Source organism: Bacteroides sp. HMSC067B03 (assembly GCF_001811315.1).
In the GTDB taxonomy this organism is placed as follows: Bacteria; Bacteroidota; Bacteroidia; order Bacteroidales; family Bacteroidaceae; genus Bacteroides; species Bacteroides faecis.
On the sequence record NZ_KV804305.1, the window covers coordinates 18,631 to 38,343 of the forward strand.

At 39.4% G+C, this 19,713-nt stretch carries 15 protein-coding genes; 14 read left to right on the top strand and 1 reads right to left on the bottom strand.

The window, feature by feature from the left end; translation table 11 throughout:
* Nucleotides 1-139 precede the first annotated feature (139 nt).
* From HMPREF2794_RS06720 to HMPREF2794_RS06735, 4 genes are read left to right on the top strand one after another with little or no spacing between them, the layout of a single operon-like run.
* Nucleotides 140-4,852, top strand: coding sequence for a phage tail tape measure protein (locus tag HMPREF2794_RS06720; protein ID WP_240052933.1), 4,713 nt, complete (start codon nucleotides 140-142; stop codon nucleotides 4,850-4,852).
* Complete coding sequence (locus tag HMPREF2794_RS06725; RefSeq protein ID WP_070751210.1) at nucleotides 4,849-5,808, top strand: hypothetical protein; 960 nt, start codon at nucleotides 4,849-4,851, stop codon at nucleotides 5,806-5,808. Before HMPREF2794_RS06720 ends, HMPREF2794_RS06725 begins: the two co-directional genes overlap by 4 nt.
* Nucleotides 5,809-5,815: 7 nt before the next feature.
* Nucleotides 5,816-6,037 carry a hypothetical protein gene (locus HMPREF2794_RS06730; protein WP_070751211.1) on the top strand — a complete coding sequence of 74 codons (222 nt, stop codon included), beginning with the start codon at nucleotides 5,816-5,818 and terminating at the stop codon, nucleotides 6,035-6,037.
* A 5-nt stretch (nucleotides 6,038-6,042) separates the two neighbouring features.
* Nucleotides 6,043-9,588 carry a gp53-like domain-containing protein gene (locus tag HMPREF2794_RS06735; protein WP_083312030.1) on the top strand — a complete coding sequence of 1,182 codons (3,546 nt, stop codon included), beginning with the start codon at nucleotides 6,043-6,045 and terminating at the stop codon, nucleotides 9,586-9,588.
* A 2-nt stretch (nucleotides 9,589-9,590) separates the two neighbouring features.
* On the opposite strand, the gene HMPREF2794_RS29900 is transcribed toward HMPREF2794_RS06735, so the two are convergent.
* Entirely contained in the window at nucleotides 9,591-9,971 is a 381-nt protein-coding gene (locus HMPREF2794_RS29900) for a gp53-like domain-containing protein (protein WP_371490059.1), read from the bottom strand.
* Nucleotides 9,972-9,976: 5 nt separating this feature from the next.
* Between HMPREF2794_RS29900 and HMPREF2794_RS06740 the strand changes: the two genes are divergently transcribed.
* From HMPREF2794_RS06740 to HMPREF2794_RS06780, 10 genes are all read left to right on the top strand, one after another.
* On the top strand, nucleotides 9,977-10,504 hold the full coding sequence (locus HMPREF2794_RS06740) for a DUF4376 domain-containing protein (RefSeq protein WP_070751212.1): 528 nt from the start codon (nucleotides 9,977-9,979) through the stop codon (nucleotides 10,502-10,504).
* A 53-nt stretch (nucleotides 10,505-10,557) separates the two neighbouring features.
* Nucleotides 10,558-14,985 (top strand): TerB family tellurite resistance protein, encoded by a 4,428-nt coding sequence (locus HMPREF2794_RS06745; protein WP_240052931.1) that lies wholly within the window; start codon nucleotides 10,558-10,560, stop codon nucleotides 14,983-14,985.
* A 16-nt stretch (nucleotides 14,986-15,001) separates the two neighbouring features.
* Complete coding sequence (locus tag HMPREF2794_RS06750; protein WP_070751213.1) at nucleotides 15,002-15,325, top strand: hypothetical protein; 324 nt, start codon at nucleotides 15,002-15,004, stop codon at nucleotides 15,323-15,325.
* Complete coding sequence (locus HMPREF2794_RS06755; RefSeq protein ID WP_070751214.1) at nucleotides 15,322-15,588, top strand: hypothetical protein; 267 nt, start codon at nucleotides 15,322-15,324, stop codon at nucleotides 15,586-15,588. Before HMPREF2794_RS06750 ends, HMPREF2794_RS06755 begins: the two co-directional genes overlap by 4 nt.
* Before the next feature lie 26 nt (nucleotides 15,589-15,614).
* Nucleotides 15,615-16,073 (top strand): phage holin family protein, encoded by a 459-nt coding sequence (locus HMPREF2794_RS06760; RefSeq protein ID WP_083312031.1) that lies wholly within the window; start codon nucleotides 15,615-15,617, stop codon nucleotides 16,071-16,073.
* Nucleotides 16,070-16,204 carry a hypothetical protein gene (locus HMPREF2794_RS29795; protein WP_256375832.1) on the top strand — a complete coding sequence of 45 codons (135 nt, stop codon included), beginning with the start codon at nucleotides 16,070-16,072 and terminating at the stop codon, nucleotides 16,202-16,204. The genes HMPREF2794_RS06760 and HMPREF2794_RS29795 overlap by 4 nt, the downstream gene beginning before the upstream one ends.
* A complete protein-coding gene (locus HMPREF2794_RS06765) occupies nucleotides 16,201-16,695 on the top strand; it encodes an N-acetylmuramoyl-L-alanine amidase (protein ID WP_070751216.1) in 495 nt (164 codons plus the stop codon). The genes HMPREF2794_RS29795 and HMPREF2794_RS06765 overlap by 4 nt, the downstream gene beginning before the upstream one ends.
* Nucleotides 16,692-17,195 carry a histidine kinase gene (locus HMPREF2794_RS06770; RefSeq protein ID WP_070751217.1) on the top strand — a complete coding sequence of 168 codons (504 nt, stop codon included), beginning with the start codon at nucleotides 16,692-16,694 and terminating at the stop codon, nucleotides 17,193-17,195. The genes HMPREF2794_RS06765 and HMPREF2794_RS06770 overlap by 4 nt, the downstream gene beginning before the upstream one ends.
* Nucleotides 17,196-17,310: 115 nt before the next feature.
* On the top strand, nucleotides 17,311-18,222 hold the full coding sequence (locus HMPREF2794_RS06775) for a hypothetical protein (RefSeq protein ID WP_070751218.1): 912 nt from the start codon (nucleotides 17,311-17,313) through the stop codon (nucleotides 18,220-18,222).
* 163 nt (nucleotides 18,223-18,385) lie between these two features.
* Nucleotides 18,386-19,705, top strand: a complete 1,320-nt coding sequence (locus HMPREF2794_RS06780; protein WP_070751219.1) for an AbiH family protein — start codon at nucleotides 18,386-18,388, stop codon at nucleotides 19,703-19,705.
* The last annotated feature ends 8 nt before the right edge of the window (nucleotides 19,706-19,713 follow it).

Here is a 19,713-nt window from a genome sequence, read left to right on the forward strand (position 1 = left end):
TATCTTTTCCCTATTCTTTCCGACCAAGGAACATAATCTTTCATTTACACTAGGGATTATGTAGCAAAGGGAATTGATAGCCTATATTGTGATATAGTAGGCTTGTCAACTCCCCTAGAGTAAATCAAAAAATTGTTCCTTGGTCTTAGAACACTGCAAAGATGCTTATTCTTCTCGAAATAGCCAAATTTTAGCTTCTCTTTATATTTTAAGAATAAATGCTATGGGTATTCAAAATAAAGACGGAGCGTTATATTTTGCGACAGGAATAGACAACTCGGGGTTATATTCCGGGCGCCGAGAAGCAATAGGAATTATCAAGGCGATGGCCGGTGAGATCACTTCTTTTGATGTATTCGGTGGGATTGGTATAAGTGCGGGCATTGCATTTGCCCAGGCCGCCAAAGGTGCATACGACTTTGAAAAGCAGTTCCAACAAAGTATGAAAGAAGTTGCTACCCTTTCAAGCGGAATAAAGGGCAGTCTAACCGATTATATGAATCAAGTCGTAGAACTGACCCGAGAGGTGCCGGTACTTGCGAATGATGCGGCTAAAGCATTGTATCAAATTGTATCTGCCGGCCATGACGGCGCTGATGGTATGAAAATTTTAGAAGTATCCGCTAAAGCTGCCATCGGTGGAGTTACCGATACAGCAACGGCGGCAGACGGTATCACTACCCTATTGAATGCCTATAAGCTTGATGTTTCAGAAGCTGAGAAAATATCAGATCAACTATTTACTACCGTCCGGCTTGGTAAGACCTCATTTGGAGAGTTAGGCAAGAGTATTGCGCAAGTTGCGCCTGTTGCTGCCGCCTATGGTGTGGAAGTAGATCAGGTCTTAGCCGCTGTTGCTACCCTAACCAAACAAGGTACGCCTACAGCGCAAGCAATGACTCAAATACGTGCTTCCATTATTGCAGTATCCAAGGTGCTCGGTGATGGCGCATTTGATAACAGGACCTATCAAGAGGCGCTAGCAGAAGTTGCTAGACAGGCAGGAGGCTCGGAAGCAGAACTTCGTAGATTAGTTCCAGAAATCGAGGCGGTCAATGCAGTTCTTGGATTGACAGGAATTAACGTCAAAGAGGCTGCCGGACATTTGGAAGAAATGCAAAATGCCACAGGCGCAGCAGAAACAGCTTTTAAAGAAATGGCTTCTTCTGCTGATAATCAAATGAAGCTACTGGGGAATAACATAACGGCCGCCCTTCGCCCGTTAGGACAGGAAATCTTAAAAGAAATATCTGCCGCAGCACAATCTATGAACGAAGCCTTTAAAGATGGCAGTGTTCAAGAGGCATTGAAAGATATAGGTGCCTTAATAGTCGTCGTTACGACTGCCCTTGCAGGATACAAAGGAAGTATTTTGGCTGTAAGTACCGCTAAACAAGTACATGCAACAGTTACAGCTATTGTTAACAAGCAGCGGACTATTGAAGCGGCTAACTTGGTATTGACTAAAGGCACGTATGCCGTTGAAGCTGCAATGATTGCCAAAAACACATCTGCACGTGTTTTATTGACAAAAGCTCTCAAGGCCCAAACGATTGCACAATTAAAAAATGCAGCAGCGATGCTAACCAACCCTTATGTGCTGGCTGCCGCTGCATTTGCAACGCTCGGTTACGCAATATACCATGTGGTAACGGTTGAGACAGAAGCTGAAAAAGTACAGAGAAAATATAATGAAGCATGCAAAGCATATACCGAACAAGCTGATAATTTGAAAAAAAGTGCTACAGATTTACTTTCAACGATACGCGATGAGACTTCTGCAAATTATGAGAAAGTTATAGCATATAATAAGCTTCAAAGCATTATGCCAAATATTTTTAAGAATATGGATATTGAAAAACTTAAATTGATGGATATCCTTTCTTTAAATAAGATGATCGCAGAAGAAGTTCAGAGACGTGCACGAATTGGAGCACAAACCAAATTGATTATGGCTCAACGTAATTATGACTCAATTCAGTCTTTAATTGCTGAAGATTCAAAACGTGGAACTTATTCCGGACAATATGACATACAACTTGGCAGGGCTAAAATAGAAGTTGATGCAGCTCAAAAGGTTGTAGATAATATTGCAAAGATTCAAAAACAAGCGAAAGAAGAAGATAAAAAAGAAAATAAAAAGGCGGAGATTCAAAATAAAGCCTTTTGGACCAAGCAAAAAGATGATGCAACGAAAGCACTAGATTCAATAGCTTCGGCTCAAAAGAAATTGATGGATGCTGGAAATTTCAAAGGGATTGATGCTACTGTCATTACTGCTTACAAAGAAAATATCAAAAAACTAAAAGAAGCAGAGAAAGAATTAAAAGTTTATGATTCATTTTCCAAACAGGATGATAAGGCACAAAAATTACGTGAAGAACAAGAAAAATATAAACTCCTGTTAGAGAAACAAAAGTTTGAACAGGAACGAATAAAAGAAGATTCAGCAAATGAACTTGAGCAGATTGAAATCAATAAACTTAAAGAAAGCAGTGAAAAGGTTCTAAGGCAAAGAGCACTCAATCATCGGCTAGAATTACAGGCTATTAAGCGCGAAATCGAGGATAAGAAACGGAAAGTAATAGAAGATGCACAAGCTGCTTTTGAAATCAATCCTCAAAATAAAAAGAAGGTTTTTAATGCAGATGTTTTCATCAATTCAGAATCTACGAAAAAACTGTTTGCTTCATTCGATAATATAGCAAAAGAAGCTACAATCGCTACCAATACAAAGTTTGATCGCGGAGACGATTTATCTGACCTGTTGAATCAGTATCAGGATTATACAGACCAACGTCTTGCGATTGAACGAAAATTCAATGAAGATATTGCCATCTTGCAGGAACAACGAAAACAAGCAGTAAAGAATGGAGATACAGATCAAGTAGAACAGATTGATCGTTCCATCACCCAAGCTACAAAAGATAAGGGTATGGAACTTATGAATATGGACTATAATAAGCTGAAAGAATCTCCGGAATACGTTCGTGCCTTTGAGAATTTGAAAGAAACATCTTCTGAAACTCTTAATTCTCTTCTTTCTCAACTAGAGAATGCAAAAGGGACAGCAGCTAAGGTATTATCTCCGGACCAACTTCGTGAATATACTAGCACTATTCAATCAATCATGGATGAACTGGATTCACGTAATCCGTTTCAATCATTATCTGACAAGAAGAAGGAACTGGCAGAAGCGGAGGAAGAACTAGCTAAAGCGCAAATTGAGTTAGAGAATGCCCGGACCCAGGCGGAAGCAGTGAAAGGCGGTGCTATGATTGAGAACGGTGTCAAGTCTTCTAAGTATAATCCCAAGACCGGAAAGATCGATTCAACTAAAGCTTATCTAACCGAGGCGCAGGCGTTGGATAAGGTGAAGGAGAAAACGGATAACTACAATGAAGCAAAAGACAAAACGACGAAAGCCAGTGCAAAGGTACAAGCTGCTGAAAGGAAAGTGGCAAGCGTTATCGGAGAACTCGGTGACGCTTTAAAAGATCTAGGTTCAGCTATCGGCGGACAAGCCGGTGAAATTATAAGTATCATTGGCAATATCGGCACCTTCGCCATGACAGCGATGAATGGCGTAGAAACGGCATCAACAACGGCATCAACTGCAATCAAAGCGGTTGAAAAAGCATCTGTCATTCTCGCCATCATCGGTGCAGCTATGCAGATAGCAATGAAAATCTTCGACCTGTTCGGCAAAGACGACACAACAGAAAAGTATGAGAAAGCCAAAGAAGCTTATGAATCTTATATCAACATTCTTGATAGAGTGATAGAAAAGCAACTGGAATTGGCTGAAACTCTTACAGGAGATAATGCGAATGCTGCTTATGATAAGGCCCTTGAAATGATAAGGCTACAGAATGAGAATGCACGTGTTTTAGGTAAACAATACTTGAACTCTGGTGCATCCGGCAAATCACATTCAAAGGGATATACTGAAGTGGAAGATATGTCCATGGAGGGGTGGAAGCAAGCGGCAGATACGCTAGGTATGAGCGTCGATGAATTTAAAGACAAAATGGGCGGACGCATGGCCGGTCTGTTTGATTTGACAGATGAACAACTTGCAAAACTTCAAGAAAATGCTGGGATCTTCTGGTCACAACTTGACTCTGACACTCAAAAATTCGCGGATCAGATAGTGGATGGTGTTACCCAGGTTGCAGAGGTTGTCGAGCAGAAGATCACCGATGCTACTCTCATTGATATAGACGGACTTCGTTCAGACTTTCAGGATCTGCTTACAGATATGGATGCCGATAGTGCTGATTTCGCAGATAACTTTGAAGAATACATGAGAAATGCTATTCTAAACTCAATGCTCAAAGAGGACTATATGAGCCGACTAACAGCTTGGAGAGAGAAGTTTTACAAAGCTATGGATGATGGAGTAACCGAAGAAGAATATAATGCTTTAAAAGCTGAAGGCCAACAGATTTCCGATGACATGAAAGCCAAACGGGATGCGTTGGCAGAAATGTATGGATGGAACAAAGACGATGAACGTGAAGCTTCAAAGAAAGGTTTTGCTTCCATGTCACAAGACTCTGCTGATAAACTGGATGGTAGTTTCGCTGTTATGACTTCTCACACATACTCAATAAACGAAGGAGTCAAGCAAATACAATTGAGTACAGATAAGATCATAGAGAAGCTTGTATACTTATCCAGCATGGACAAAAATATAGGTGAAATGATGAAACATAGCGATCTTGTCATTACTTACCTGTCAGACATAAGTAGTCATACGGCACGCCTTGAAGCTATTGAAAAGGCTATAGAATCTATCAGAATGGGGATTGACACATTGAACACTAAAGGCATAACACTGAAGCGATGACAGGACAATTTTACTTAGACGGAATAGATGCATATACCAGTTTAGGGATATGCGTTACAAAGGGAAGCTACAATAATCTTGTAGCCTTCCCTGCTATCAAAGAACCGGAAAAAAACGACTGGCCGGAAGAAGATGGGCAAGAATTTGACCTTTCTAATATTGCCCTAAACACAAGTGATATAAGCATTGAATTTGCATATATGGGCAGTATGGGTATTGGCGGACTAATTGATAAGCTCTCGGACCTGAGCTATCATGAATTTCGTTTTCCACTCATTGACAGAACATATACCCTACGTTTGTCTTCTCAAAACAGTTATGTAATCAATACGGGCCTTGAAATTTCTAAGTTCACTCTTACAAATGACTTTCTCCGTGAAGCCAACTATGAGTATCAAGAACCTATTAACGATAGTGACCTCCCATTTCCAAAGGGCTATGAGCTTGACGGTAAAGATCTGACCGACTATGGTGTAGTAGTATTGAAAGGCAGTACAGCAGAGATACTGAAAACTCCTGCGGTAAAGAAGAACCTGCTGCAAAATTTCAAGTACCAGGACGGAGCCATCTACGACGGGAATGCCGTAAAGTTTCAAACTAAAGATGTAGCTATAAAATGCGCAATGCGAGCTAAGACGATCGAAACATTCTGGCGCAATCGTGATGCTCTACTTCATGACTTGACAAAGCTACATTTAAAGACAGATGATGAAGGATATGAGTATTCCGATGCGGAACGTATATTTTATTGTGACGAGTGGAGTGAAAGCTATCCCTGCTATTATAAGAACTGTCAGACAAACAGTTTTACTCTGAATAACGGTGTATGGTGGGAATTTACCTTGAAGCTCGTATTTACCAGTTTCCGGATTGGAGAAACGGAGTTCTTACTTGCATCCGAAGCTGGTGAGTTTATCATAACAGAGGACGGAGAATTTTATATAGACTTAAATTGAAGAGACTATGAATGAAAAAGAAATAAATGGAATCGTAATTAAAGGAGAGTATCATGAGGCGATACAATGGGACCTGGAAGGATTCAAATGTCACAAATGTTCCCTTTATGAAATTTGTGATTGTATAGCAACTTGTACATTATCAGATATGTCTCTTTGTGAGCATATTACTGATAATAAATTGTCTGTGTTTGTCAATCGCGGAAAAGTAAAAATAGAAAAAGTATAGAAGCCATGCCATTAAAAAAGAAAAGAATATCAGAGTTGAACGAAGCCAGCGACATGAAAGGCTTCTACACCATCGGCTATCGAATTGTCAGCGGTGTTAAGACCAGCCTTAAATTCGGGCTAGAGAAGATGCAGACAGCCTTAGATAATATGCTCAAAGCTACGAGCGATGCCAAAACCGCTACTACCGATATGCGGCAATTAGAAGCTGCCGTTGAAGAGAATGAATCAACTCGTGAAACTGCTGAGTCTCGTCGTAACGCTTCCGAGCAATCAAGGCAGACAGCTGAAACGGGACGCTCAAGAGAAGAACAGGCCCGGGAAGCTGCTGAATCAGTGCGTATCACTAATGAGAATGCTCGCAAAACGGCTGAAACTGGACGTTCCTCTGCTGAAAGTAATCGTGTAACCGCAGAAGGTAAGCGAGTAACAGCCGAAGGTACACGCGAATCTAATGAGCAAACGAGAAAGAATGCTGAGACTGCCAGAGGCACGGCAGAATCCGAACGCGTATCTGCCGAAACAGCTCGTAAGTCTGCCGAGTCTGCTAGAGTTACCGCAGAAGGAAAACGGGTAACAGTCGAAGAAGCACGTGTCTCAGCTGAAACAGCTCGTTCCTCTGCTGAGAATACAAGAATACAGAATGAGGATGCCCGTAAAACGGCTGAGACCGCTCGCGCGACCGCAGAAGGAAAGCGTGTTACGGCTGAAACCAGTCGTGTGGACACAGAAAATAAACGTGTCTCTGATGAACAAACACGCAAAAGCAATGAAGAAACTCGTAAAACAGCCGAAAGCGGGCGTTCCTCTGCTGAATCGGAACGTGTGAAGGAAGAAGATAAGCGCAAAACGGCTGAAACGACTCGTTCTACTGCTGAATTAGACCGTGTAACAGCAGAAGAAAAACGGAAAGAAGCTGAAGTCACAAGGGAAACGAATGAAACTTCTCGTGTGGCAGCCGAGACCGCCAGGGGCACGGCAGAATCCGAACGCGTATCTGCCGAAACCGCTCGTAAGTCTACGGAAGCAGACCGGGCGTCGGAGGAAAACAAAAGAAAGGCTGCTGAAACTTCCCGGACCACTGCTGAAACAGCTCGTTCCTCTGCTGAAAATACAAGAAAGCAGAATGAAGAGGCCCGAAAATCTGCTGAAACTCTTCGCGGATCAAACGAAACAAAACGCGTGAATGCTGAAACAGAGCGTGTAGAAGCAGAGTCTCAACGTAAGTCTGAGTATGCCGGTATTGTGCAAGAAATGGCATCTGCTACGGAAGATGCTACTGCTCAACTAGATACTGTAAAGAAGGCCACTGACGATGCGAATGCTGCAAAGAATGCGTCTGTAACACAAACAGAGCTAGCAAAAAAAGCTACGGATGCGGCTAATACTGCTGCTGGTAGTGTCAATGCAGCAAAAGAAGCTGCTACTACTGCGGCGGCAGGCGCCAATGCTGCTAAAACAGCTTCAGAAGCCCAAACAGCTCTGGCAAAGAAAGCAACGGATGATGCAAACGCAGCTAAAAATGCATCTGTAACACAGACTGGTTTAGCGAAAAAAGCAACGGATGATGCCAATGCAGCAGCATTGGCCGCTAACAATGCAGTATCCGGTGTTGACGCTAAAGTGCAAGCAGCTATCGACAAATTGGTAGCCGGTGCTCCGGACGCTCTTGATACATTGATTGAGTTAGCGAACGCACTTAATAATGATCCGAACTTTGCAGCAACTATGGCAACAGAGTTAGGGAAAAAGCTCAATATAACTGATATCGTTAATAATCTGACGACCGGGGAGACTAGTAAGGTTCTTTCTGCTGAACAGGGTAAGGCATTGAAAGCTGCTCTGGATGCACATAATCACGATACAGTATATGAGAAGATTATTACTAAACTAACTGCCTTCAATAAGAATTTCGGTACGGCTGCCGGAACCGTGTGCGAAGGTAACGATGCCCGCTTAAGTAATGCAAGAGCTCCGTTATCTCATACACATAAGAAAGCAGATATTAGCGACTTCCCAACTTCAATGCCGGCGAGTGACGTGCCCGCATGGGCAAAGGCTGCCAATAAACCGAGTTACACCGCAAACGAAGTCGGGGCCTCTCCTACTAATCATAACCATACTGGAACTTATGAACCCGCATTCACTAAGAACACAGCCTTTAATAAGAACTTTGGTAGTGCTACCGGGACTGTATGCGAAGGTAACGATGCTCGTTTAAGTGATGCTCGTACACCGAAAGCACATACTCACAAGAAATCTGAGATCAGTGATTTTCCTACTTCGATGCCGGCAAGCGATGTGCCAGATTGGGCGAAAGCATCTAGCAAACCTTCATATACAGCGAGCGAAGTTGGCGCTTCTTCTTCAAATCACAATCATGCGGGTACTTATGAGCCTGCATTTACTAAAAAAACGGCTTTTAATAAAGATTTTGGTACGGCTGCCGGATCTGTATGCGAAGGTAATGATGCCCGCTTAAGTAATGCAAGAACTCCGTTAGCTCATACACACAAGAAAGTAGATATTAGCGACTTCCCAACTTCAATGCCGGCAAGCGACGTGCCCGCATGGGCAAAGACTGCCAATAAACCGAGTTACACCGCAAGCGAAGTCGGGGCCTCTCCTTCTAATCATAACCACGATGCAGATTATCAACCCCTCGGTGATTATGCTGACGCATCACATACTCATGATGCTGCTGATATTACACCTGATTCAACACATAGATTTGTTTCTGACTCTGAAAAAAGCACATGGAACAGTAAGGCTGCAGGGAATCACAACCATTCCGGAGTATATCAGCCTGCTGGCAACTATGCTTCTTCATCACATAATCATGCAGCTAGTGATGTGACTCCTGATTCAACACATAGGTTCGTAACTGATTCGGAAAAATCTACTTGGAATAGTAAAGCAGCCGGCAACCACAATCATGACTCTGCTTATCAGCCTAAAGGCAGTTATGCTCCTTCATCACATAGCCATGTTGCTACTGAAGTGACTCCGGATGCTACTCACCGTTTTGTTTCTGATACGGAAAAAAGTACATGGAATGGTAAAGCTGAAAAGGATCATAATCATGACTCAACTTATCAGCCTAAGGGAAGTTATGCTGCCGCGTCACATTCACATTCTGCTTCAGACATAACAGAAGTGACAAATAAGAAGTTTATGACGGATGAGGAAAAGAGTGTACTAAGTTCTCTTGGAACTACGTATGCTTTGAAAGATTTCTCTAATATCGGAGTCAAATCGCTTGGACAAAACGGTTATCGTAAATATGGTGATGGTCTGCTTATTCAATGGGGGTACTCAAGTACTTCCGGGATAGGTAAAACCGTTTATCTTAATACGACCTTTTATGATAGTAATTACACTATTCTATTAACTGGAACTAGAAAAGTACATAGTAATTACATCTATTCTTTTGATGTCTTTAATAAATATGCATCTTATTTTATAATGGATTCCGTTTATCAAAATGTTGATACTGATGCTGGAGGATTTAGTATAGCTTTTTATTGGTTCGCTATTGGTCGTTGGAAGTAACCTTATTTCCAACGACCAATAGCAAACCAATAGAAAGAGGCTGTATTAGAACCTGCATTGGCAGCTTGCTGATATTTATTATTATATCCAAAAGAACCAGTTGAAACAGAAGTATAGTTAGCTATCCACGATGAATCATTACCTGTATTTCCATTATTACAAGTCAAGTGCAGAGAATAATTTGTGTCATAGAATGAAGAGGGGAAATATATTGTTCCAGAGTAAGTGCCACTCGTCTTTTTTCCCCATTGAATAAGCAGGCCGTCAGGAAACTTATAATAACCGTTTTGCCCAAGTGACTTAGTTCCAACATTTGAAAAGTCAGATTTTGCGTACGTAGTACCAAGAGAACTAATTTTATATAAACAAATAACTAAATGAATGTATTATGAAATACTGGAAACAAGGATTTTACGATGAACCAATTAAGGGTTCGGTAGAAATTGAGGACGACTATTACAATGATTTGTTAGAAGGTCAGTCTGAAGGAAAAGAAATTTACGAAGGTGATAATGGTGTTCCCATTTTGGTAGAACATGAGTATTCCATTGATGAAACAAAAGAAATGAAGGTAAATCGTATCTTGCTGTATGACAAGTCAAAGGCGGTTAATTCGTTTACTTTGAGTGGGAAAGAAATGTGGCTTGATAAGGATACTCGAGTTGGTTTGAAGAACTCTATTTTAATAGAACAAGACATGGGAAGGACCGAAACAGTGTTGTGGTTCGATGGTGTGAAGTATACTATTCCTATTCTTAACGCATTAGCAATGTTAAATTCTCTAGAATTATATGCCCTCGACTGCTATAATGTGACACAGATGCATCTTGCAGCTATAAAAAAGATGTATATCGTGTCGCAGATTGAAGAGTATGATTACACAGTAGGTTATCCGGAAAAACTATTATTTGAATAGCATTAAAAACACATACCTGATTATATTTTAGATTATAATTCTAATCAGACAATATGATAATTCTATATAATGGTAGCAAGGAAATAAAGCTCGATGTAAAGGACGAAAGTTACTCTTACGAAGCGATCATGGCAGAGGATACACTTAATTTGTATTTTTCCTATCCTGGATACTTAGAAATACAGGTCGGAACTTGGTGTGACTTCTACGGAAAACGTTATTCTCTCAAAAAAGATAGTAACTTCAAAAAGAAAGGTGAGCGCAACTTTGAATATACGCTTATACTTGAAACGGCAAAAGCGGATGCTATGATGTGGAAAGTTCGTCATATTGCAGATAATAGTATCAAATTCGCATATACAGCTAAAGCACATGAACACCTGCGACTACTCGTTGAGAACCTAAATCGTCGCGATATTGGTTGGAAAATAGGTGACTGCATCGAAGGAACGGATAAAGTCATCAACTATAATCACACATATATTCTTGATGCCCTTAATCAACTTGCAGATACGTATGAAACTGAATGGCAGATAACTGACAAAACAGTTCATCTTCGTAAGGTTGAATATAACAAGAATAATCCTTTGAAACTGTCGTATGGTAAAGGACACGGTTTCAAGGTCGGGGTTGGCCGGGAATCCGGAGATATACCGCCCGAAATTGTCCTCGTAGAAACTTCTGATCGAAATATCAATTACTCGACATACGGAGCTAAATATCTATTACTTCCAAAGGCTAAGACTCTTGTTTATGAAGGCAGGACGTACATAACAGATGCGGATGGAATCAGCGTCATGCGTGCTGATAAAAGCCTAGTTACAGGTAAAGAGGATAGTCTAGACTGCACTGCAATCTATCCTTCTCGCGTTGGTACTGTTAGCTCTGTTATTGAGGTTAATAAGGAGAATAACTTCTATGATTTTGTAGATAGCGATATACCTAACGATCTTGATTTTAAGAAATGTTTGATAGCCGGAGAAACTATGACCGTTATCTTCCAAACAGGTATACTGACAGGCAAAGAGTTTGAAGTCAAGTATATCCATGAGCCCATTCTTAAAGAGGATGGAGAAATAGAGAAAGCAGGTAGACGTTTTGAAATAGTTCCACAGGAAATCGACGGTATCACTATGCCGGAACCTGATGTCTGGCATCCTAAGACTGGCGATACCTACGCAGTATTTGGTATCCAGCTACCGTACTCATATATCTGTAATGATGAAGAGCAGACAGGCGCTAGCTGGGAAGTGTTTAAGGAAGCTGCTAAATACCTCTTTGAGCATGAAGATAAATCATTCGTATTTACCGGGACATTGGACGGTATCTGGGCAAAGAAGCGTTGGTTAGAAATAGGCGGCAAGATTGTGCTGGGTGGTTATGTAAACTTCTCCGATACCCAGTTTCATCCAAAAGGTTCACTTATTCGCATGATAGGAATTAAACGTTATGTGAACAACCCTTATTCTCCGGAAATAGAATTATCAAATGATCCAGTTGGTACTTCCGTAACCAGCGAATTAGATAAGATCGAGACAAATGAAGTAGACGTAGATATCAAGTATAAAGATTCTTTGCGATTTACCAAACGCCGTTTTCGTGATGCAAAAGAAACTATGTCCATGCTTGAAGATGCTTTATTGAACTTCTCCGGTTCAATAAATCCCATCACTATACAGACGATGCAGTTACTCGTAGGTGATGAAAGTTTGCAGTTCCGCTTTGTCAGATCAAAAGCAGTCCCGGTACAAGTATCGCATAACATTACTTACAATATCAGTACTAAAGTTCTACATTCGCCTGCCGGCATTATCCAACATATGACGCTAGGGATAAAAACTGTGTCGTCTGAACACAAAGCTAGCGAATACAAATTTTGGGATATGGCTGAATATAATTCTCCGGCGCTCATTGCCCCAGAGAAGAAATATTATCTGTATGCTGTATGCAGCAAGGAGAATCAGACCGGCACATTCCTTCTCAGTGAAACAGCTATCAAAATAGAACAGATAGCAGGATATTATCACTTACTAACTGGTATCCTAAACAGTGAGTATGAAGGTGAACGCAGCTTCGTTGAGTTGTATGGATTCACTGAAATTCTGCCGGGCCGCGTAACAACTGAACGAATCATCTCACCGGACGGAAAGACATACTTCGACCTGGTTAAAGGAGAAATAGGTGGAAATATCCAAATTAAAGCAGGCTCCTCCGGATTAGAGAATTTGGAAGAATGGCTTGAAGTAAGCGATCTGATCGATTCTATTCAGAAGTCTGCAGCTGATGCAAACGATGCTGTGGGAGGTCTGCATGACTATATCGACGGTGCATTTGCTGACGGCATTATCACTGAGGCGGAAGCTAAAGCTATCGAAAAGTATATCAACACAGTAAACAATGCGAAAGCAGCTGTAGAAGCGACATACAATAAACTGTATGTAAATCCTTATCTCTCAGGAACGGCCAAAACCGGGTTGCTCAATGCAAAGGTTACGCTGATGGGAAGCATTGAGAACCTTATCAAATCTATCAATACCGCCATTGCCGACGGGCAGACAACCGTAGCAGAAAAGAAAGACGTTGATGATAAGTATGTCCTGTTTAATTCTGCGTATGCCGACTTCACCGCTGCCGTAGAAACAGCAAATAAAGCGATACACGATGCCTTGAAAGGTTATTCAGAAGAAGCACTAAGAGAGGCCACTGCTGCTATGGAAGCAGCCAATGCGGCAGCCAAGAGTGCTAGCGAAGCAAACAATGCAGTATCCAATCTAAATAATTATGTAGATGGTGCATTTGCTGACGGTGTAATATCCGAGGCGGAAGCTAGTGCTATCGAAAAGTACATCAACACAGTTAACAATGCAAAAGCAGCTGTAGAAGCGACATACAACAAGCTGTATGTAAATACATACTTAACCGGAGTCGCAAAAACAAACCTGCTTAATGCAAAGGTTACGCTGATGGGCTCCATAGAAAGATTGATAAATGCAATAAATACCGCCATTGCAGACAAGCTTACTACTCCAGACGAAAAACAGGCTGTTGATACACAGTTTGCAAGCTTCAACAATGCTTATGCTGACTTTAATACTGCTGTCGAAGAAGCTAATAAGTCCATACAAGACAAGTTAAAGTCTTTCGCCGATGATGCTATGAAAAAAGCACTGGAAGCGTTACAGGATGCGGCAGATGCGACAAAAGCCGCTGAAAAAGTAAACGGTGATGTTAGTGATTTACATGAATATGTAGACGGTGCGTTTGCCGACGGTATTATATCAGAAGCAGAAGCTAAAGCTATTGAGAAATATATCAATACAGTCAAGAATACGAAAGCCTCTGTCGAAGCAACATACAACAAGCTGTATGTAAATACTTATTTGGTCGGTGTTGCCAAGACTAACCTACTCAATGCTAAAATCTCTCTCTTTGGGGCTATCGACAATCTCCTCGCAGCAATCAACGTTGCTATTGCTGACGGACAGACCACTACTGCAGAGAAAAAAAACGTTGATGATAAATTCGCTCTCTTTAACTCAACTTTAGCCAGTTTCAATACAGCCGTCGAAGCAGCTAATCAATCAATACAGGATGCGCTCAAACAGTTCGCCGACGATAACAAGGCAGAATTAGATATATTGAGCGATAGAATATCCGCACAAGTAACACGTGTAGATAGCATTACACAACGTATTGATACAGCCGGATGGATTACCACTGCAGACGGTAACAGGATATATGCTTCTAAAGAACTGGAAAATGGAAATACGCTTATATCTTATATCAACCAAGCAGCTGGAGCAACAACAATCCATTCATCTAAGATCAATTTGGAAGGTGCTGTTACTATTACTGCGCTTCATAGTGATCTGCAGACGGTGATTAATTCTAAAGTAGACAGAGACGGTTTAGGCGGATTGGCTTTTAAAGATGCCGTTGAAGCTGCGCAGCTCGGTAGTACTATTATCATAGGAGGTTATCTTAATACTGACTTGATTAAAGTACGACGAATTGATGCTGAGGTTGGATTTGTAGGTGGATTTACTATTGAAAAAGGACGTCTTATTTGGACACGTTCCGATTATTTCGGTGGGACGTCACGTAGCTTAAAATTAGGGTCCGGAACATCTAAAGAGGGCGTTGTTAATGTGATCTTCAATCCCGCTACAGACGGGCGCTTTGGAGTAGCAGCAATCGGAGCAAATGCTGGTGGTAGTGCAGCGATATATGGTTCATCAAAGACAAATCCGACTTATCCATCGAACTACGTTTACGCAGGTTTCTTCGATGGTAATGTTACTGTATTAGGTGATGTTTCCGCCAGGGGCTTTTTTCCTCAAGACAATAGTGGAAATTCTGTTTCAGTCGTATCCGATGCATGGCTTTATGGACTTAAAAATAATCAATTAGATGGTATTGCCTCTAAAAACATGAAGATTCACATTATAAAAGGAATGATTGTAGAGTGTTCACAATATTAATTTTGAAAGTATAATTATGAAAGTAAATTTAAACCGGAACTTGCTTGATCACAAAGGTCAGGAAGCAGTTGAATTAGTCGATGGTAAGGAGAGGAAGAAACCTCTTCGTGATATGATCTCAGAAGCCTTGTATGCTGCCGGCATGAATGCTCAGCTAGGAATGGATATGGCTAAAAAATTACGTGCTTATAAAATGATGCAGCAAATTATCAACAACCGAGGTATGCTTGATATTGAAACAGACGATGCTACTCTCCTAAAGGAGATTTGTGCGGAATTTTTCACCGCTGGCGTTTATGGACAGATTTATGACTTAATAGAAAAAGGAGGTAAAGAATGAATATTAAAGCAACTAACAGTACAGCAGTATCAAAGGTTACTACAGATATCAAGATCAAGTACAGGATGTCAACTCGCGGCACTGAGACGGTAAAAGATGTCACAGCTGAAATTTCTAATGATGAAACAGTTGTCGGATTCTTTAATATATCGAAAAACGGAGTGACTGGCTTTTCTCTGCATGAGGATCATGGGTTGACTCCCGAGGAAGTGAAACAGGTATTCCAGACTGCTATTGATGATTGTAGCGAGGTATTGAAATGAAGTATTAATATTTTAGATAAATAATTATGGATTATTTCAAAAACCTACTTATTGGATTGATTACCGGCATAGCTGCCTATCTCAATCCTATCTCTGGGGAGATCAAAAGCCTTATTGCAGTATTTGCCCTCAACTTCATTTGTGGGCTTCTTACTGCCCTACTAATCAATCATGAAAGCTTTTCTTTTAAAAAGGCTTGGAGATGCATCGTAGAAGCAACTATTTTCTTTGTCTTAGTTAGTTGTATCTATTTTATTGGTGAACACAAAGGAAATCCGGAAGGTGCACTTCAATGTGTCTCATTTATTACGTATAGCGTTTTCTATTTCTACGGGGTAAATATTCTGAGGAATATCAAAGAAATTCTCCCTAACTCTAGCAATGGTTACAAGGTGGTAGCTTTCTTGCACTATGTATTAAGTGTCGAGTTTATAAAGAATATCCCTTATCTAACGAACTACTTACAAAAAGGAGGTGCAAAATGATTGAAGTATTGGAGTTTATTTTTCAAGATTCTTGGCATTGGCTAGGAACAGCCATTTTGATAGCTATCATTTTCCGTGTCAATTTGGTAAAGATTGGCCCAATAACAAAGAATAAGGAGGAGAAAAAATGAAGAAAATTGATGCTATTATCATCCATTGCTCAGCAACACGTGCCGAGCAAGATTTACGTGCGAAGGATATTGACCGGATGCACAAACAAAGGGGATTCAGCCAGATCGGTTATAACTTCATCATTGACCTTGACGGAATGGTTGAGGATGGACGGTCGTTAAGCATCGATGGGGCGCATTGTAGCACAAAGGGATTCTCTGGCATATCATACAATAAGCATTCGATAGGTATCTGCTATATCGGTGGACTTGATGCGAACGGAAAACCTGCTGATACACGGACACCCGCTCAAAGAGCTAGTTTACGTGAGCTGGTAGCAAAGCTCTGTAAGGAATATCTTATAATTGAAGTGCTTGGACACCGTGATGCTTCTCCGGATCTGGACGGCAGCGGTGAGGTAGAGCCGAAAGAATATATCAAGGCGTGCCCCTGTTTTGATGTACGCTCCGAATTCCCTAATTTCTTGCGTAATACTGTTATCCGACCATGAAGCGATTAATCTACATTATCATTTTGCTGGCGTCAGCAATATGGTTATCGTCCTGCAAGTCTTCTCGCAATATTGAGACGCATAAGCAAACTGATTACTCCGGTGAATTTCAATATCTACGGAAAGTAATGGAAGAGTTGCGTATAGGTCTTAGTAAGCAAACGAAGATTGTAAATGATCGGTTAAGTGATCTTAAGATTGAGAATACGACTGTTTATCTTTCAGCGCCGGATTCAGCCGGTAAACAGCACGTAGTCAAAGAAAGTATAACTAAAGTTTCTAAGCAAGAACAGGAAAGGACTGAAGTTGATGAAACATTATCCATTACCTTGCAGCAGTTCTCGAATCGACTTGATACTATAAATAATAAGGTGAATGCTTTACTAAATCAAAGAGAGAAGGTTATTGAACTATCTTGGTGGGATTTACATAAAGATAAAATATATGTAATCATTATTTTTATTGCTATAGGGGTGTTTGTGTATATATACCTAAAATAAATATATTTTAGAAATGGCGATTTTTTTGTGTTTCTATGTTTATAAACATAGAAACTTATTTAACGTTGGCAGGTTGTTTTTTTTATTTTTGCAAAAAATATTTATTTGAAAAGATATGGATACAAAATCATTTTTTGAAAAGTCTAAAAAACAGCTTAATATATTAAATAAAAAAGGTTGGTTAGCTAATATTTCATCATACAATAATGAATACATTTGTCCTTTGTGTTTGAACAAGTTCACTGCTGAACAAATGGATGAATTGTCACAAGAAGATGCACCACAAGACAAATTAGGAGGTAAAAGAATAGCCTTAACATGTAAAAAATGTAATAATACATGTGGCTCATCTATGGACTGTTACTTAATAAATAGAATTGAAAACTATGAGAATTCTATTTTTATACCAGGAACAAAAAGGGACGTTAAAGTTAAAGTCGCTGATAAGACTTTTAATGGTCAATTAGAAGTCTGTAGTGATGGGCGTATGATAATGACTAATAGCTTTAAACAAAATAATCCTACTTTATTAAGTGAATATATGAAGCAACTAGCGGAAGATATGGCGCTGTCTATTGAGAATAAAAATAAAAAAGTAGATGATACACGCCTTTCTGTTGCGTTGTTGAAAAATGCATATATCATACTTTTTGCAAAATTCGGTTATACCTTTCTGATAGATGAACTTTATGATACTATAAGAGAGCAGATTGAAAAACCTGATTCAGAAGTTGTTCCTAAGCTATGGAAGATAACTAGAGAACGAATGATTCCCGATGGTGTATATTTGATGTCTGATTGCGATGGTTTTTTAGTTTCTTACACCATTAAAAAAAATATTGAGTATTATGTTTTGGTAGCGATACCTTTCCCTACTATTTCATTTGATGAAATAGTAGCTTATCTTACAACCATTGGACCGAATAAGTCTATGAGGTTAAAAGAAGTTACTAATAGAGATTATTGGCAAGATGAAAGTGCTGTTGAATTATTAAGAAAAGAAATATTTCTAGAAAAAGGAGAATAGGTATTGACCGATGCTAACCAATGATACAATAAAAGCTATAATTGTTAATCATCCCCCCAAAAACTCCAATAGGATGACAGAAGTAATGGCAGAAGAAAATAAATATGGTCATGATTCCGTTCAGGAGTTATGAAATTTTTTATTAACTTAATGAACCTCTAGTATGAATAGAATTATAATTATTGGCAACGGTTTTGACTTAGCTCACAATTTAAAGACTGGATATAAAGATTTTATAAATGATTATTGGGCTACTGTTGAAGAAGGGATTTATGATAAATACTGGCGGTTGTTAGACCAACAATATGGAGGAGGGGGTAAACACCCTCTTAATGACTATGAAGATCAGTTTATAAAAATTAAAAAAGAATATGATAAAGCCGGAGTTAATAAAGGACTATCTTCTTATAAAGAAGATAGTCCTTTATGGAAATTGCATACACTAATTGATGAGCATAATAATGATCCTAGTTCAAATGTGACAGTTCATTTAAAGTTCAAAAATCATTTTTTTGAGCGTATATCTCATCAATGTTCTCTTGTAAATTGGGTAGATATAGAAAATGAATATTATAGTGTATTGAAAGAGTTACTTCAGGAAGAAAATCCCCAAAAGCAAAACGAAAGTATCCGTACTCTTAATAAAGAGTTTGATGATGTAAAAAGATTGCTAGAAAAATATTTAACAGAAATTATAGAAAAGACTGAAATTGCAAAACATCAATCTATACAAGACGCTTTTTCAAGTTTTGTAGAATTTGACGATATTGCTAATTGTAAACAAACTGTATATGTAAATTCTATTTTTGCTGAAATGGTCCAAACTAATACAATTGATGAATTTGAATATGATAGAAAAGTTGATAATAAAACATATAAGTACTGCCTTACAGAAAATGAGGCCCGAATAATATTTATTGAAAAAAAACTCAAAAATGAGTCTTTTAAAAAGTTTCATCTTCTACCATACACATTACTTTTGAATTTCAATTACACCCAAATAGCGAAAACGTTATATAATGATCATAATATTGATGAAATCATCAATATTCATGGAGAACTTAACAGTAAGAATAATCCCATCATATTCGGATATGGTGATGAATTAGATGATGATTATAATAAAATAGAGAAATTGCAGAACAATGATTTTCTAGAGAATATTAAATCAATAAGTTATCATAAAACAAGAAGCTATAGAGAACTACTGAATTTTATTTCATTAGGCCCATATCAGATTTTTATAATGGGGCATTCTTGTGGAAATTCTGATCGGACGTTATTAAATACTTTATTTGAACATGATAATTGCATATCAATTAAAGTCTTTTATCGACAGTATGAAGATGGGGCAGATAACTATATTGATTTAATAAAAAACATATCTCGCAATTTTAATAATAAGCCTAATATGCGTGATATAGTTGTAAACCGAGAAAACTGTTCTCCTTTAGTTCCGACAGAAAAAGAGGTAGCCGAATAAGCTACCTC